This is a genomic window from Bartonella callosciuri (genome assembly GCF_014203215.1).
Classification (GTDB): Bacteria; Pseudomonadota; Alphaproteobacteria; order Rhizobiales; family Rhizobiaceae; genus Bartonella; species Bartonella callosciuri.
In genome coordinates, this window is the sequence record NZ_JACHIM010000002.1 from 268,900 (window position 1) to 284,673 (window position 15,774).

At 37.9% G+C, this 15,774-nt stretch carries 12 protein-coding genes and 2 pseudogenes; 10 read left to right on the top strand and 4 right to left on the bottom strand.

Annotated features, from left to right (window positions below):
* Window positions 1-316: 316 nt before the first annotated feature.
* From HNQ69_RS03060 to HNQ69_RS03075, 4 genes and pseudogenes are all read right to left on the bottom strand, one after another.
* Window positions 317-1,102: a DUF1499 domain-containing protein gene (locus HNQ69_RS03060; protein ID WP_183228608.1), complete on the bottom strand. Its 786-nt coding sequence runs from the start codon at window positions 1,100-1,102 to the stop codon at window positions 317-319.
* A gap of 617 nt (window positions 1,103-1,719) precedes the next feature.
* Window positions 1,720-2,259: a hypothetical protein gene (locus tag HNQ69_RS03065; protein ID WP_183228609.1), complete on the bottom strand. Its 540-nt coding sequence runs from the start codon at window positions 2,257-2,259 to the stop codon at window positions 1,720-1,722.
* Window positions 2,252-2,848 (bottom strand): DUF1214 domain-containing protein, encoded by a 597-nt coding sequence (locus HNQ69_RS03070; protein ID WP_183228610.1) that lies wholly within the window; start codon window positions 2,846-2,848, stop codon window positions 2,252-2,254. Before HNQ69_RS03070 ends, HNQ69_RS03065 begins: the two co-directional genes overlap by 8 nt.
* A 17-nt stretch (window positions 2,849-2,865) precedes the next feature.
* Window positions 2,866-5,015: pseudogene (locus tag HNQ69_RS03075) on the bottom strand (transglycosylase domain-containing protein).
* A gap of 353 nt (window positions 5,016-5,368) precedes the next feature.
* Between HNQ69_RS03075 and HNQ69_RS03080 the strand changes: the two are divergent.
* The 10 genes and pseudogenes from HNQ69_RS03080 to HNQ69_RS03125 all read left to right on the top strand — a co-directional run bounded on the left by HNQ69_RS03080 (window position 5,369) and on the right by HNQ69_RS03125 (window position 15,689).
* Window positions 5,369-5,605 (top strand): hypothetical protein, encoded by a 237-nt coding sequence (locus HNQ69_RS03080; protein WP_183228612.1) that lies wholly within the window; start codon window positions 5,369-5,371, stop codon window positions 5,603-5,605.
* Window positions 5,606-5,623: 18 nt separating this feature from the next.
* Complete coding sequence (locus HNQ69_RS03085; RefSeq protein WP_183228694.1) at window positions 5,624-6,292, top strand: response regulator transcription factor; 669 nt, start codon at window positions 5,624-5,626, stop codon at window positions 6,290-6,292.
* A gap of 70 nt (window positions 6,293-6,362) precedes the next feature.
* On the top strand, window positions 6,363-7,697 hold the full coding sequence (locus tag HNQ69_RS03090; RefSeq protein WP_210302663.1) for an ATP-binding protein: 1,335 nt from the start codon (window positions 6,363-6,365) through the stop codon (window positions 7,695-7,697).
* A 304-nt stretch (window positions 7,698-8,001) separates the two neighbouring features.
* Window positions 8,002-8,736 carry a tetratricopeptide repeat protein gene (locus tag HNQ69_RS03095; protein WP_183228613.1) on the top strand — a complete coding sequence of 245 codons (735 nt, stop codon included), beginning with the start codon at window positions 8,002-8,004 and terminating at the stop codon, window positions 8,734-8,736.
* A gap of 189 nt (window positions 8,737-8,925) precedes the next feature.
* Window positions 8,926-9,405: a cytochrome c maturation protein CcmE gene (gene ccmE, locus HNQ69_RS03100; protein ID WP_183228614.1), complete on the top strand. Its 480-nt coding sequence runs from the start codon at window positions 8,926-8,928 to the stop codon at window positions 9,403-9,405.
* A gap of 7 nt (window positions 9,406-9,412) precedes the next feature.
* Complete coding sequence (locus tag HNQ69_RS03105) at window positions 9,413-11,374, top strand: heme lyase CcmF/NrfE family subunit (RefSeq protein ID WP_183228615.1); 1,962 nt, start codon at window positions 9,413-9,415, stop codon at window positions 11,372-11,374.
* A 12-nt stretch (window positions 11,375-11,386) separates the two neighbouring features.
* Window positions 11,387-11,843 (top strand): annotated as a pseudogene (locus HNQ69_RS03110) (cytochrome c-type biogenesis protein).
* Window positions 11,844-12,031: 188 nt separating this feature from the next.
* Complete coding sequence (locus tag HNQ69_RS03115) at window positions 12,032-13,543, top strand: Do family serine endopeptidase (protein WP_183228617.1); 1,512 nt, start codon at window positions 12,032-12,034, stop codon at window positions 13,541-13,543.
* An 80-nt stretch (window positions 13,544-13,623) separates the two neighbouring features.
* A complete protein-coding gene (locus HNQ69_RS03120) occupies window positions 13,624-14,310 on the top strand; it encodes a response regulator transcription factor (protein WP_183228618.1) in 687 nt (228 codons plus the stop codon).
* Window positions 14,307-15,689, top strand: a complete 1,383-nt coding sequence (locus tag HNQ69_RS03125; RefSeq protein ID WP_183228619.1) for a sensor histidine kinase — start codon at window positions 14,307-14,309, stop codon at window positions 15,687-15,689. The genes HNQ69_RS03120 and HNQ69_RS03125 overlap by 4 nt, the downstream gene beginning before the upstream one ends.
* Window positions 15,690-15,774 lie beyond the last annotated feature (85 nt).

Genomic DNA, 15,774 nt, shown 5'->3' on the forward strand with positions numbered 1-15,774 from the left:
CTTATTGTAAACATAACTCCGTACGGAATTTTTTTAGCTTATTGGGTCAATCCTATTTTCTAACTTTGTGATAAGATTTCTGATAATATAATTAATTTACTATTGGTGTTTAAGTTTAGAATTAAAATGCAACTATTTCAACTATGCTTCACGTACTAAAAAGATTTAACAAATTGCTTTGGAGACGGTCAACAGTTTAGTCAATATGCTTATGGGGGTGGGAAGTAATAAGCTATTTGTTTGTTTCTATACGTTAAAAAATTTATTTTGAAAATAAACGGTATTACTAAATAGAGTGGATAATATTTCTAAGCTTTTATTCATTTTCTTGAGAAAGAGGAAGTGAAGCTATTTCTGTATCAAGTGCATCCATGAAATCAATAATAAACGCCGCATTAGACCCCAAGTCTCTTGGTAAATAACGCGAAGCTGAACGCATATCGACAAAAGTTGTATCGCCTTCATCAGTTAAGCGTATCACAACGTCTGAAATAAAACCAAGGTAAAAGGTTTTTGCTATCGTTTCAATATAAATCTCATTCTCTTCGCCTTTAAATTTTCGTTGAGCCATAATAGGCCAATCATAAGTAGCTAAAACATTGAGAACGGATTGTAGAATATGATCAGGAGAACCATCATAACGACGTCCTGAAAGTTCTGGCCATTGTGACATTTGTAATGCCGTTTGTTTAATCAAAACACTCTTAAGCGGTAAAGCATCATTGGGACGTAGTGTGCGAAAAAAAGCTGGTGGTCTTCGTGTATCCGTAGAAATGTCATGAAGAGCTGGTAAAGAAAACCAAAAAAACCAAAAAAGCACCAATGGTGTGGCAGTTATCAATGAATAAATGATACCTTTTAAGGCGTTCATTCCGCCTCGAGCACCACATACCCACAAACTGTAAAGTGCTTTGAGTGCAAGAAAAAGAGACACAGTAACACAGCAGGCAGAAATGACCATTAAAATGATGAAATTGACCACATCAATCACAGAAAAGCGCTGTAAAAGGATTGAAAATAACAAAATAAAGAACGCCAACCCGCCAAAACGAGGGGACCATACTGCTGCCCTTGAAGTTAACCGAACATATTTTTTTTTCATGAAGTTTTCTTTCCCTCAACTTTGAATCTTAGGTAAAGTACTCATTAGATTTTATATCTTTAAAAAGCTTCTGGTTTTACACCAAAAGTAAAGCACTTATTTTTAAGGTCAAGGATGCTTAATGTTCAATCAAGTTCTGGTAATTATTCTAGCTCCTTCATTGAGGGCAATAATCATTCTCTCTATAATATTGTGTAATCTTTCCAATTTGATGAGAATAGTTTGTAATCACAAAGAAATATAAATTCAGATGACTAGCTGTCCGTTTTCTACAATTCTGTTTGTCCAGAATTTTGAGCTCTCTGTATTACTCCTTGGTCAAAGGGATTTTTCCCTATTGAATATTATATGATCATGTGCAACAAAGATCGTATTCTCTTTGCATATTTATAATCAACCCGTTGATTTTTTCTGTACTTGTGTAGTGATTTATGTTTCAATAGGAGATCATTATGAATGATTGTTTTCAATAAAAAGTTCAACTTTTTTAAAGTTATAATAAAGAATTGTATTTTCATTTAGACATTCAATTGATTAAAGCTGAAAATAACCATTTTGATATGTTCTTTTTCACTCTTGTAGAAATAAGCATTTGTGCAGTTGGAAATCGCCTTCCTTTATTCACTCAACCTGCGACAGGTTGCAGATGAAAAGAAGACTTCGCTTTCTTTCTTTGCAAGGAAGGAAGGGGCAAAGATGCGTAAGAGTGCAAAACCTTTATTCAAATTTTTAGCGACCAAAACTGAATTGACCTTGTTTTTAGGCTTTGATTGTTTAAGTTCTATGATTTGTACTGGTTTTCCAATGATGAGGTCGAGTGTAGCATCAGGGGCTGTGTGATCATTAAGGGTGTAGAAAATAATTCCGTCGTATGTATAGGCTGCGAGTGACCAAAATTGTGTTGTCTTCAAAGCTTTTAAATGAACAGGGCCATTTTCGAGATCAAATCTGCAAACTTTCAGGAGAAAGAGTGGATCAGTAGTCTGCTGGATAGAATTATTTACATCCAAGTCAAAAAATTGATAAGGAGCTCCCGATTTTTTAAGTCCTGTCCATATATTATTTTGCGTCCAATAGGGTATCAAAAATAGAACACAAATATGGACAATGATAGCACCAATGATTGCAAGAAGTGCAGCGTAAATGAATCTAATCACAGTTTATTTTTCCTGATGGAATTTGTTCAACAGATGGCATTGTAAGCTTTTGCAATGCCGTTGCCGAGATGATTGAGGTATCGTATAAAGTAAGAAGAAGCCCGAATTCTTTTTGACTAACCGTTGCAAGCCAATTGCCAGCTTGGGGTGTGGGTGCAATGTTAACCCGTAATGAGCCATCATTTTCATAGGTAACATTGTCGGTGTAGAGTTCGAAGGGTATTTCCTTGGATGCAGTATAGGGTTTGAGTGATTTGTCGGCTGTATAAAGTGTGAAGAGGCGGGCTTCAGGGATGTGACCTTTGAGTAAGTAATGGCAATGGGAGCGTAGCGGATGCCCGTGGTTATCTTTCCAGATTTGAAAAATAAGGCCTTCTGTGCGCCCGATTGAAATGTCACCCCGTTTGGCAGTGCGTGCACGAGTGTAGGGATCACTATTGGATGTTCCCACTTGAGGGTAAGCACTCCATTTTCCAATTGTGAAGCGTCCAAAATTATTAAAGGAATTGAGTATATAATCGACACTCAATGTCCCACATAAAATGGAAAAGGCAAAAGTGAAAAAGAGAATTATGATCTTAACAAACATTCTAGGCTATCTCGAGTTTAAAGTTTTGAAGTCCTGATAGTTTTCCTTTTCAAAGAGATTGTAGGTGCTTTTTTAGCGCGTTGTTAATCAGACCGACGATATTCAAAGTTTCAGGTGAGAGCGTATAGGGTATTTGGGGTGCAAATCCAGAATCATTGTGAGAAGGGGATGGTGGTGGCTGGTAAGGGAGCAGAGAATCTTTGACACCATAGAGTTGTTTGAGCATGATATTTTTGTGTGCAGAAAGCATGATACGGTGCCATATCATGGCAGGAACACCGCCGCCAAAAGCGCGATTCATTGGTGAAAAGTTGTCATTTCCCATCCATACAGCTCCAGTATAATTACCCGTAAAGCCAACAAACCACGCATCCCGATAAGATTGTGAAGTTCCAGTTTTGCCAGCAACAAGAGTCATGGGAAGAGAAGCTCGTTTACCGGAACCTCGTGTTGTGACACCAACCATCATTTGATTCATATAAGCCGCTGATTGTCCACTGAGGACTCGATGTGGTTTATTCCCGTTATGCTCGAAGTTCCAAATGACATGTCCATCTGTTGTTTTAATTTGCGTGAAACCATGGCGATTTCCAGCTATGCCTCCATTAGCAAAGACATTAAAACCGGTTGCTTGATCCATGGGTGTCATATTGGATGTGCCAAGAACCATAGTTTTGTGTGATAAAATATGTGCCTTGATCCCCATATTTTTGATCAGATCTATGATGGGTTGGGTATCGCGGTGGAGATATTGATAGGTAAGATAGACAGGCACTGTATTGATTGAAAAAGCTAAAGCAGTTGCTAAGTCAATTTTACCAAGATAACGACCAGAGTTATTTTTGGGGGACCAACCTCCCCAATTGATGGGGGCATCTAAGACTATTGTTGAGGGAGACAGACCATGTTCCATTGCGGCTGCGTAAACATAAGGTTTAAATGAAGAACCAGGTTGCCGGCCGCCTTGTGTTGCTCTATTAAATTGGCTTTTATTATAATCCACTCCTCCAACAATTGCACGTACAGCGCCGTTATTGTCAAGGATGACGGTAGCGGCTTGTGTGACACGATAGTGTTGACCATATTGGTGTAAATAATACGCGATTGATTCTTCTGCTACTTTTTGAATATCTGGATCGAGAGTGGTTTGAACAATTAAAGTATGGCTTGGAAGTTGGTCACTTATTTTTTTGATTTCATCGAATGCCCAATCAAGAAAATACTCAGGTTGACTATCTTTTACTTTTGTAAGAGCTTTAGCAGGATGATGATGGGCATTAATAATTTGACTTTCAGTCATAAAACCGCTGCTAACAAGATTAGCAAGTACCACATTGGCTCGTGTTTGGGCGGCAAAGAGGTGGTTATGAGGAGCATATTTGGTTGGAGCTTTGAAAAGTCCTGCTAACATAGCAGATTCGCTAAGGGATACATTGCGTATATTTTTTCCAAAATAAAATTTTGCAGCTGCTGCAATGCCAAAATTATTTCCTCCCATGTATGCGCGCTCAAGATAAAGTTGCAAAATTTGTTTTTTGCTGAAATTTGCCTCTAACCAAAGGGCAAGGTAGGCTTCTTTGATTTTGCGTGTTATGGTTCTTTCATTTGTTAAGAATAAATTTTTAGCCAGTTGTTGTGTAAGAGTTGAGCCACCTTGGACCACACTCTTAGCCTGCATATTTTGTGAAATTGCCCGCGTGAGACCGTAAAAATCAATTCCCCAGTGATCAAAAAAACGACGGTCTTCTGTTGCAAGAACAGCTTTAATGACATAATCAGGCATTTCTTCAACGGGGACAGGCACAGCCGGTAGTCCACCACGGTGTCCTATAGGATTTCCGTAGCGATCTAGAAAAAGAATGGAAAAATTTTTAGGAAAATACCAATCTTTTTTGGTTAATTCAAAAACAGAAATGCCAACGATGGTGAAAAGGGTAAAACCAATCAATCCTAATGTCAGTGTTTCATCGAGAATTTCAACTATAAATCTTTTCCATCCTTGTGTATGAAAATATTGTGAGATAATTTTTGATCTTTTCCAGAAAAAACTGTTAGCAGAACAGATGCGATAAAGTACTGTATCGAAGCGTGCATCTAATTCAATAAGTGCAGGACTGTGGAATGGCTTATTATGTTTTGTTTTCTTTTTTTTTAAAAGATTAAACATTTAAAGAGAACCTATAACAAAGTAATGCGACCAGAAAAATTTATAATGATTATATGGAGCACAAGCGATTTTTTGCTATAGTGTTAACAGAGTAAAGAGTTTAGTTCACGATTACAATGATTTAGTTAATTATAGACTCTATTTATATTCAAATTTTATGTTTTTTTAACTTTTTCTTTTTCAGTTATTTTTACAATATTTAAAAACATTTTATTTTGAAATTCCTAAATTTTGGAGTAAAATCCGCTCATTATGTCTATGACAAAGGATATGTTATTCCTCATGCGTGATTTTGAATAGATAAAAAGTCATTATTCACTTTTACCTTCAAAAGAATAGATTATGAAATATCGATGATAAAAAAAGTTTTTTTGTTTGCAATGATAGCAGTTTTTTTGGGAGCGAATCCTATGTTGGCTTCTGGTTGTGCCGAATTGGGGAGGAGGGTTGCTGCCCAGGAGAATGGGGTATTAGTACGTTTAAAACCAGTTGTTCAGGATGGGAAAGATATGTGTATGGTTGTGGTTGTTGTGCCTGCGCGTGATGGTAAAAAACTGCGCCGTGTTGAGGTTTTTGTTCCCGCCGATTAGTATTTGGCAGATGTGGTGATGCGTATTTTAATTGTTGAAGATGATCGCAATCTCAACCATCAATTAGCAGAGGCTGTGAAGAGTGCGGGTTATGTTTCGGATAGTGCTTTTGATGGTGAAGAGGCTTATTTTTTAGGAAGCACAGAATCTTATGATGCTGTCATACTTGATATTGGTTTGCCACGTATCGATGGCGTTCGTGTTGTTGAAAAGTGGCGTCAAGAAGGATGCAACATGCCTGTTTTGATGCTAACAGCGCGGGACCGTTGGTCTGATAAAGTGCTTGGGATTGATGTAGGTGCGGATGATTATGTAGTTAAGCCATTTCATTTGGAAGAAGTGATGGCGCGGTTGCGGGCGTTAATTCGTCGAGCAGCTGGCCATGCGACAAGCGCGTTATGCTGCGGCAGTGTTGTGTTGGATACCAAGACCTCTCGTATTTTTGTTGATGATCAATTAATTAAATTAACCTCCTATGAATTCAGACTTCTTTCATATCTCATGCATCATTGTGATAGGGTGGTTTCGAGGACGGAGCTTACCGAACACCTCTATGATCAGGATTTTGATAAGGATTCAAACACAGTTGAAGTTTTTGTAGGTCGGCTCCGTAAAAAGCTTGGAGTAGATTTAATTGAGACCATTCGTGGAATGGGTTATCGTGTGAGAACGCCAGGTGATCAATGAATGTTTAAAAAAGAATAACTGGCTTAGGGAGCTCTTTTTTTTCGTCAGTAAGTCTCTCAGTTTACGCGTTATGATCTTATCGACATTATGGGTCGTTATTTCGCTTTCATCGATTTCTGCTGTGAGTATTTTATTTTATAGGCGCTCAAGTGAACAAAGCTTAGAGCGTATTCTTTCTGCTCAGCTTTATAGCCTCATTGCAACAGTAACGGTGTCACCAGAGGGGAATTTAAGAGAAGGTGTTGGGATTGATGATATTCGTTATTCAGATCCAAAAACGGGATGGTATTGGGAAGTTATTGCTACATCACATAATCTAAAAGGAAGGTTGACATCCCCATCATTGGGAACGGGAAAAATATTTTCACCAAGCGATGTTGATATACCTTTCGATAATAAGTTCTTTCGCTCCTATAGGATAAAAGGAAACAACGGTCAGAAGTTACAAGTCATTGAAAGTGATGTTGTTCTTGATGATCAGAATCATATTGCGCGTTTTCGCCTTATTGGGAATATCGATGAAGCACATGCACAAGTACAGGAATTTAAGCAGACTTTACAAATTTTTCTTTGGAGTTTTGGTATAGGCAGTGTTCTTATCAACATTGCTATTATTTTCTTTAGTTTCCAACCATTAAAGCTGGTCCGACAAGCATTAAATGATATTCGTGAGAGCAGAGTTCATTATATGAATACGGATTTAGTGAGCGAAGTTACGCCGTTAGCACAAGAGATGAACGCTCTCATCAATAACAATCAGCGTATTATTGAACGGTTTCGCACACAAGTTGGTAACCTTGCGCATTCATTAAAGACTCCTCTGTCAGTAATTATGAATGAGGTTGATAAGATGTGTGGAGAACAGGCTCTTTTATTAAGAGAGCAAACGGAAATAATACAAGCTCAAATAAATCATTATCTTCAGCGTGCACGAATTGCAGCACAGTGTGACAGTATCGTTTATCACACATCTGTTCGCAATGTGGTTGATCGTTTGGTGCGGGTTATGAAAAAGCTTAACCCTGAAAAACAGTTTCAATTTGTTATGGAGGTTGATGATATTGTGTTTTCTGGTGAAAAGGAGGATTTAGAGGAAATAGTGGGAAATTTGATCGAAAATGCTGTTCAGTGGTCTCGCACAAAAGTTATGATCTCTTGTCATTTGGAAGAAAATATTAACGAAACGAAATGTTTTAGTATCCTCGTAGAAGATGATGGTTTTGGTTTAAAAGAAGACCAAATTAATGAGGCATTAAAAAGAGGTTGGCGATTTGATGAAAGCAAACCGGGAACAGGTTTAGGATTAGCAATTGTTTCAGACATGGTCAATGAATATGGAGGAAGTCTTTTTTTATCGCGTTCTGCTTTGGGGGGGCTGTGTGCAAAAGTTTTATTACCAAGATGAGGATAGATTATTTTTTCTTTACTTAGAGCATATATACATTGAAATTTTTAAGCATACCACAGTGTTTTTACAGGAGTATAGAGGGCAAAAAATCATTTCAGAATTTTAAAAGATAGATGTTTATAATCAAAATAGAGAAATAAAGTTTGTTTTTATGCTCTTGTGCCTATGAGAAAAATTAAGGATAAACTTTATAATGCTATTCATAAAAAATGGGACTATCATTTTATGTCAGCATTTTTGTGAATAAGAAAGAAGGGTAAATTGGCTCTGTGCTTTGATTTTCGTATTGGTACAAAATGATATGCTATTACTAGTTTTGGCAGCACTTTTTCTTACTTTTCTAGCAGGTATTCTTTTTCTTTCGCTCCATAAATATGGAACAAAAAAAAAGTGGAGAGCTAGTGCTCTTGATAGTTATAGAAGTCATCTGTATTCGGTGTATTCTGATAAGATTTCCACGTCTTATCAAAGAAGATATATCCTTAAAACTTTGAGTATCTTGTTTGTTCTTCTTATGACTTGGAGCATCTACAGTTTAAGAGGCAATCCAGGAGTTAAAAGTTATTTTTTTAGCGAATTAATGGATAAGCATCCAAAGCTACTCAGTAAGCATGAACAGCTTGTTCGTTTACAAGTACTTTTTTTTCGTTCACCTCATGATGGCATGTTAGCAGATGCGTTAGCAGTAGTGTATCTCGAGGAGGGTTATTTTCAAGACGCAGTAAACGTTTATTTAGATGCGCTGCGCTTGAATGGAGAAACGGCTCCAAGACTTGTTGGATATGGGTTAGCATTGGTTGGTTATGAGGAGGGAATGATTACGCAAGAAGCACAAAGTGCTTTTCAAAAAGCAGCAGATTTAGCGCCAAATGATTTTTATCCGCGTTTATTACTCGCTGAAGCGCTTCATCAGGCTGGCAATTCTGTGCAGGCAGTGCAGTTTTTACAAAATTTTCTTGATACAATGCCTGAGAATTTTACAGGACGATCACGTATCGAAGCCATGATCATTCAGTTACGTGACGCACCCAATTAGAATACTAAGAAAAATGATTTTTGCCAGTTTAGCTTATAAAATCAGAAGGGGTGCTTGAAAGTGGTAAAGATCTTGGATAAAAAGTTTACGTTCGTATGTAGGGTATGCCAAGCTTTCTTTGAAAGCTAAGGTCTGTGAATAATAAATGTTTATACACCGCATTTGTAAAAGAATTTCTGTAGAGTGTCTATGAACAATCAATTTCTCCATAATCCTTCTTCATTGAGCATCATTTTAAAGCAGCGGAAGCAAAAACGATTGCTGATAGCCTTATTGTCTTGTTTTGTTATAGCAATTGCAATGAGTCTTATTATATATGCAATGCGTAATACGATCAGTTTTTTTCGAATGCCATCTGAAATTACAAGAGAAGATATTCTAACAGGTCGCTCTTTGCGTTTAGGCGGTTTTGTTGAAAAGGGAACTGTTGAATATGTTGGAGAGATGAGCGTCGTTTTTTTCGTAACGGATAATACCAAACATGAAAAAGTGATTTTCAACGGTGTTTTACCGGATCTTTTTCGTGAAGGTCAGGGGGTTATCGTAGAGGGATATTTTGATAAACAAGGTTTTTTTATAGGTACACGTATTTTAGCAAAACATGATGAGACCTATATGTCTAAAGAAACAGCTGATCGCTTAAACAAACATCACAGCATGGAGAAATAATTCGATTGTGCTTGTCGAACTGGGTCATATTTTTTTAGCTGCAGCTTTTGCCGTGAGTTTATTAGAGGCATTTTTACCCGCTTTAGGTTTTTTATGGAGGGATCGTTCGTTAATGGAAACAGCTGTTCCCCTAACATATATTACTTTTACATTATTGTTCTTATCTTTTTTGATTATTGTTCACGCCTATATCGTGTCTGACTTTTCTGTCTTAAATGTTGTTGAGAACTCTCATTCGGAAAAACCGATATTGTATAAAATCACTGGTGTTTGGGGAAACCACGAAGGATCCATGTTATTATGGGTTTTAAGTCTCGCTTTTTTTAGTACATTGATGGCGTTGTTTAGCCAACATTTGCCAGAACAGTTTAGGGCATTAATTTTAAGTTGCCAAAGTTGGATTACCAGCACATTTCTTTTCTTTATTCTTTTTGTTTCCAACCCATTTTTACGGGTTAATCCCCCAGCATTGCAGGGAAAAGATCTCAATCCTCTTTTACAGGATATCGCGTTAGCAATTCATCCACCACTTCTTTACTTAGGCTATGTTGGTTTTTCTCTTTGTTTTTCTTTTGCCATAGCTGCATTGATTATAGGACATGTTGATGGGCTATGGGCGCGTTGGGTTCGTCCTTGGCTTCTACTTTCTTGGTGTTTTTTAACATTAGGTATTATGGTTGGATCCTATTGGGCTTATTATGAGCTAGGATGGGGTGGTTATTGGTTCTGGGATCCAGTTGAAAACGTTTCGTTTATGCCCTGGCTTTCAGGAACGGCTTTTTTGCATTCTGCTCTTGTTCTTGAAAAGCGGGAGGTATTAAAAAGTTGGACTTTATTTTTAGCCCTTCTTACTTTTTCTCTTTCTCTTATGGGAACTTTTCTTGTTCGTTCTGGTCTTTTAATGTCTGTTCATAGTTTTGCTGTTGATCCAGCACGGGGGCAGGTAATTCTTGCACTTTTGTTTTTCTTTACGGGAGGGGCTTTTCTTCTTTTTGCTTTGCGTGTACCTGTTTTGCAAACAGGGAAATTATTTCAGCCAATTTCGCGTGAGGGTTTTCTTGTGTTAAATAATTTGTTGCTCACAACAATAACAGCAACAGTATTAATTGGTACCCTCTACCCTTATTTTATTGAGGCATTAACAGGGCAAAGAATTTCTGTAGGTGCTGCCTTTTTCAACCTTACCTGTGGACCTTTAATGATGTTACTGTTGTTCTTGACCCCATTTGGATCAATGATGGCATGGAAACGCGGTGATTTTCTTGCAGTTTGTGAAAGGCTATGGTTTGTTTTTGCATTCGTTTGTATAGCCTGTTTTATAACATTTTATGCTACGTCCTTGCGTGATATTTTTGCCGTTTTAGGAATTGGACTTTCAGTTTTTGTTTTCTTTGGTAGTTTAGCTGATCTTTGGGAAAAGAGCGGACATCGCAAGATAGCCTTTGGGCTTCGGGTTAAGAGATTTTTAGGGTTACCATGGTCCGTTTTTGGTGCGGCAATGGCGCATATGGGGTTAGGTGTTACATTATTTGGTATTGTTTGTGTAGCAACTTTTGGGCAAGAGCGTATTCTTACTATGCAGATAGGAGATATGGTAACAATAGCGGGTAAAACGCTTCATTTTGATGAAATTCGCGATAACGCTGGCGCGAATTATTCTGCAACAGAGTTTTATTTTACAATCGATGAAAATAAAAATGCTGTGCGCAATGTAACAGCATCAAAGCGGTTTTATTCAAGCCAAAATGCTTCAACAACGGAAGTAGGTATTCAAAATCATGGCTTATCCCAGTTATATATTGTGCCAGGACGTATCGATGATCGGGGACTTGTTTTGCATATATGGTGGAAGCCTTATATAATATGTGTTTGGTTAGGGGTATTAATGATGGCTATGGGTGGATGTCTTTCTCTTTTGGGTTATTGGTTCCGCATTGGGGGACGAAGAAGGATACTTCAAATTTTCTAAAAAGACATTGAGATGAAAAAGGGACTGTTTTGGACTTGGTTTTTTTTTGTCACTGTTTTTTTTCTATCGTTAGCTATAGCAGTGGAGCCGGATGAAATTTTACAGGATACAGTTTTGGAATCGCGTGCGCGTAAGATTTCATCACAGTTGCGTTGTCCAGTCTGCCAAAATCAATCAATTGATGATTCAGATTCTTCATTAGCACGTGATTTACGGCTGTTGATCCGTGAACGATTGAAAATGGGTGAGAGTGATCAGCAGGTTATTGACTTTCTTGTTGAGCGATATGGTGGATTTATCCTCTTGAAACCACCATTTAATAAAACGACTTGGTTTTTATGGTTATCTCCTTTTATAATTATCATCATTGGTGCAAGCATCGTTTTTTTCCGGATAAGACGGTACAAGCACGAAAAATAATGACTTAAATATTGATAAAGAAAAACAGCCAGAAATCCTGTTAAGTTGAAAGAGATATGACATGAAAAAAATTGAAGTCGTTTTACTTAGCCATTCAACCTTATTGATAATGATGCGTTGTTTCGTACTTAAACCTTACAAAACTTTAATAATTTAGACAGAAAATGGTAAGGTCATTTGTTTTACAAGTGACCGGAATCTGGATAAAAAGTATGATTGAATAGGAGCATATACCAAATGGTTAAAAAAACTTTCTTCACAACATTGGCCGCAGTAAGTTTTTCTGCTGCTTTGGAAACTGCACTATTTTTTAGTGGATGTGGATCAAGCTTGTGGATGACAGAGGCGCATGCAAATTCTGTATTTACTTCATTAGTGCAGCAGCCAGGATTTGCGGATATTGTTTCTCAAGTAAAATCTGCGGTTGTTTCAGTACAAGTGAAGAGCAATAAAAAGAAAAAAGAGTGGTTCTTTAGTGATTTTTTTAGCGGTCCGGGTCTTGACCAATTACCAGATCAACATCCGTTGAAAAAGTTTTTTGAGGAATTTTATGATCGTGATAAATCTAGAAACAAGTCTTTAAAACGTTCGCAAAAACTTCGTCCTATAGCTTTTGGATCGGGCTTTTTTATTTCGTCTGATGGTTATATTGTAACCAATAATCATGTGATTTCTGATGGCACAAGTTACACTGTTGTTCTTGATGATGGTACAGAACTGAATGCAAAGCTCATTGGGATGGATAAGCGAACCGACCTTGCAGTCTTGAAAGTAGATGAAAAAAGAAAATTTTCATATGTTGATTTTGGTGATGATTCAAAACTTCGCATTGGTGATTGGGTTGTTGCTATCGGTAATCCATTTGGTCTTGGTGGAACTGTGACAGCAGGGATTGTTTCGGCACGTGGGCGTGATATTGGCACTGGTGTTTATGATGATTTTATTCAAATTGATGCTGCTGTTAATCGAGGAAACTCTGGCGGTCCAACTTTTGATCTTAACGGAAAGGTTGTTGGAGTTAATACAGCAATTTTTTCTCCCTCTGGCGGAAATGTTGGGATTGCTTTTGCTATCCCGGCAGGGACAGCAAAGCAGGTTGTGCAACAACTTATTGAAAAAGGTTCGGTTCAGCGTGGTTGGCTGGGAGTCCAAATTCAGCCTGTAACGAAGGAAATTTCTGAATCAATGGGTTTGAAAGAGGCCAAAGGTGCTTTGGTTACTGATCCATTAAAAGGACCAGCAGAAAAGGCTGGTATCAAGGCAGGTGATGTAATTATTTCTGTGAATGGTGAAAAAATTACGGATGCTCGTGATTTAGCAAAGCGGATTGCGAATATTAGACCAGGAGAAACAACGACCATAGGTATTTGGAGATCTGGCAAAGAGGAGAATATCAAGGTTAAACTTGATTCAATGCCTGAAGACGAAGGTAAAAAAGAAGGCTCAAAGCATTCAAATAGATCCAGTGATTTGGATGAAACATTGGAAGATTATGGTTTGATTGTTGCTCCTTCTGATGATGATTTAGGATTGGTTGTAACTGATGTCGATTCAGATTCAGATGCTGCAGACAAAGGAATACGCCCTGGTGATGTGATTATAACAGTGAATAATAAACAAGTTAAAAAGGTATCTGATATTATTGACGCAATCAAGAGTGCTCAAAAGCTAGGACGAAAAGCTATACTTTTACAAGTGCGGACAAATGACCAAAATCGTTTTGTCGCTCTTCCAATTTTCAAAAAGTAACACTTAATTAATTGTAGGGCAGAGGTTTTGTAGATCTCTGTTCTACAATGGAATTTGATAAAATAACGGAGATACGTTTTATGAGGATACTCGTTATCGAAGACGATCATGAAATGGGGCGTTATCTCGAAAAAGCTTTTGGGGAGGCAGGGCATACAGTTGATGTTGCGTATGATGGGGATACTGGGTATGCTTTAGCTGACACGGAAAATTATGACGTTATGGTTGTTGATCGGATGCTTTTGCATCGTGATGGTCTTTCTATTATTGCGGAATTGCGTGCTAAAGGTAATGAAACACCAGTTCTCATCCTTTCAGCTTTAGGACAAGTGAACGATCGTGTGAAGGGTTTGCGTGCAGGGGGTGATGATTACTTGACAAAGCCCTATGCTTTTTCTGAACTTCTTGCTCGTGTCGAAGTGCTGCAACGACGGAAAAATCCTAAAGAGGCAGAAACTGTTTATCGTGTGGGCAATCTTGAGCTTGATCGGTTAGCACACACAGTAAAACGGGGGGACCGAAATATTGCATTGCAACCCCGCGAGTTTCGTTTACTTGAATATCTGATGCGATATGCAGGTCAGGTTGTTACACGCACGATGCTTTTAGAAAATGTTTGGGATTACCATTTTGATCCACAAACAAATGTCATTGATGTTCATATATCCCGTTTGAGAGCAAAAATTGAAAAAGATTTTAATACTCCACTTCTCCATACTGTGCGTGGAGCTGGATATATGTTGAAAGCTTCAGATCACAAAATATGAATCATTTGATCAATATAATGCGCACAACTGCGCTAAGGCTTTCAGCACTTTATATCTTATTGTTTGGGTTAGTTGCAACAGGACTTTCTATTTATATGACAGCGTTTTCTGCTTCATTATTAACAGAGCAAACGGAACAGGCTTTACATGAAGAATTAAGCTATATCGAAAATGCTTATAAGTATGGTGGAGTCCCTTTATTAATGCGTACTATTGATTATCGTTCACGACAACCAGGGGCTTTTCTTTATCTTGTCACTGACTCTATGGGGCGTATTTTAGCAGGCAATGTGGCACGTATTGAATTAGGTCTTTTGAATCAGAATGGCTTTATTTCAAATTCTTTTTTGTATTCACGTTTCGGAGAACATGGCAAAACAAGTGAACATCGCGCTTTGGCAATTATTGTTGAGTTGCCCAATGCTATGAAAATTCTTATAGGGCGGGATTTGGATGAACCAGAACGTTTTGCAGCGGTTATTCGTAAAGCAGTAATGATTGCTCTGGCAGCAATGGTTGGAGGGGCTCTACTCATATGGTTTTTTGTTGGTAGGCGTGCATTGCAAAGGATCGATCATGTAACAGCTGCATCACAGCGCTTGATGGACGGTGATTTCAGTGGGCGTTTACCTGTTTCTGGAGTAGGTGATGAGTTTGATCGATTGTCGGCTAATCTTAATGTTATGTTAGACCGCATTGAAGAATTAAATATTGGTTTGCGTCAAGTGTCGGATAATATTGCTCATGATCTTAAGACACCGCTGACACGTCTTAGAAATCGCGCTGAAGAAGCGCTTTCGGGGCAAAAAACCAAGCTTGAATATCGTCAGGCACTTGATGGTGTCATTGCTGAATCAGATCAACTTATTCGTACTTTTAATGCTATTTTAATGATTTCACGTCTTGAAGCCAGCAGTGCAATTGAGCATCTTGAGATAATGAATATGAAGCTGATCCTTGAAGATGCCGTTGAACTTTATGAACCTTTTGCTGAAGAATCAGGTGTTTTACTTCGGTTAGGAGATACATTTGATAAAGAGCTTAAATTGAATCGTGAGCTTGTTGCACAATCGATTTTTAATCTTATTGATAATGCAATTAAATATGCATCTAAAGATGGAAGGAAGGCGGAAGTTTGCTTGTCGATGGAATATCGTGATGAGCATTTATTGGTTGTCGTTAGTGATAATGGTCCAGGAATTGCAGTGGCTAAACGTGAAAAAGTAATAGAACGATTTGTTCGCCTTGAAGAAAGTCGTACGCAGCCCGGTTTTGGTATTGGTTTAAGTATAGCAAAAGCTGTTATGAAACTTCATGGGGGAGAACTTTTACTTGAAAATGCAAATCCAGGGCTTAGGGCTGTTTTATTATTTCCTTAAAGGTGTTTTTGCTTCATTTTTCTACTTTTACAGGGAACGACTATTTCTTTTTTTGAGTATGATGCAATAGAAGGGGAGGCAAAGT

What these genes read in the sequence shown, in the direction of transcription:
- HNQ69_RS03060 (WP_183228608.1), bottom strand. Translation starts at nt 1,102, where the DNA reads ATGAAAAAAAAATATGTTCGGTTAACTTCAAGGGCAGCAGTATGGTCC.
- HNQ69_RS03070 (WP_183228610.1), bottom strand. Translation starts at nt 2,848, where the DNA reads ATGTTTGTTAAGATCATAATTCTCTTTTTCACTTTTGCCTTTTCCATT.
- HNQ69_RS03080 (WP_183228612.1), top strand. Translation starts at nt 5,369, where the DNA reads ATGATAAAAAAAGTTTTTTTGTTTGCAATGATAGCAGTTTTTTTGGGA.
- HNQ69_RS03085 (WP_183228694.1), top strand. Translation starts at nt 5,624, where the DNA reads ATGCGTATTTTAATTGTTGAAGATGATCGCAATCTCAACCATCAATTA.
- HNQ69_RS03090 (WP_210302663.1), top strand. Translation starts at nt 6,363, where the DNA reads ATGATCTTATCGACATTATGGGTCGTTATTTCGCTTTCATCGATTTCT.
- HNQ69_RS03095 (WP_183228613.1), top strand. Translation starts at nt 8,002, where the DNA reads ATGCTATTACTAGTTTTGGCAGCACTTTTTCTTACTTTTCTAGCAGGT.
- ccmE (WP_183228614.1), top strand. Translation starts at nt 8,926, where the DNA reads ATGAACAATCAATTTCTCCATAATCCTTCTTCATTGAGCATCATTTTA.
- HNQ69_RS03115 (WP_183228617.1), top strand. Translation starts at nt 12,032, where the DNA reads ATGGTTAAAAAAACTTTCTTCACAACATTGGCCGCAGTAAGTTTTTCT.
- HNQ69_RS03120 (WP_183228618.1), top strand. Translation starts at nt 13,624, where the DNA reads ATGAGGATACTCGTTATCGAAGACGATCATGAAATGGGGCGTTATCTC.
- HNQ69_RS03125 (WP_183228619.1), top strand. Translation starts at nt 14,307, where the DNA reads ATGAATCATTTGATCAATATAATGCGCACAACTGCGCTAAGGCTTTCA.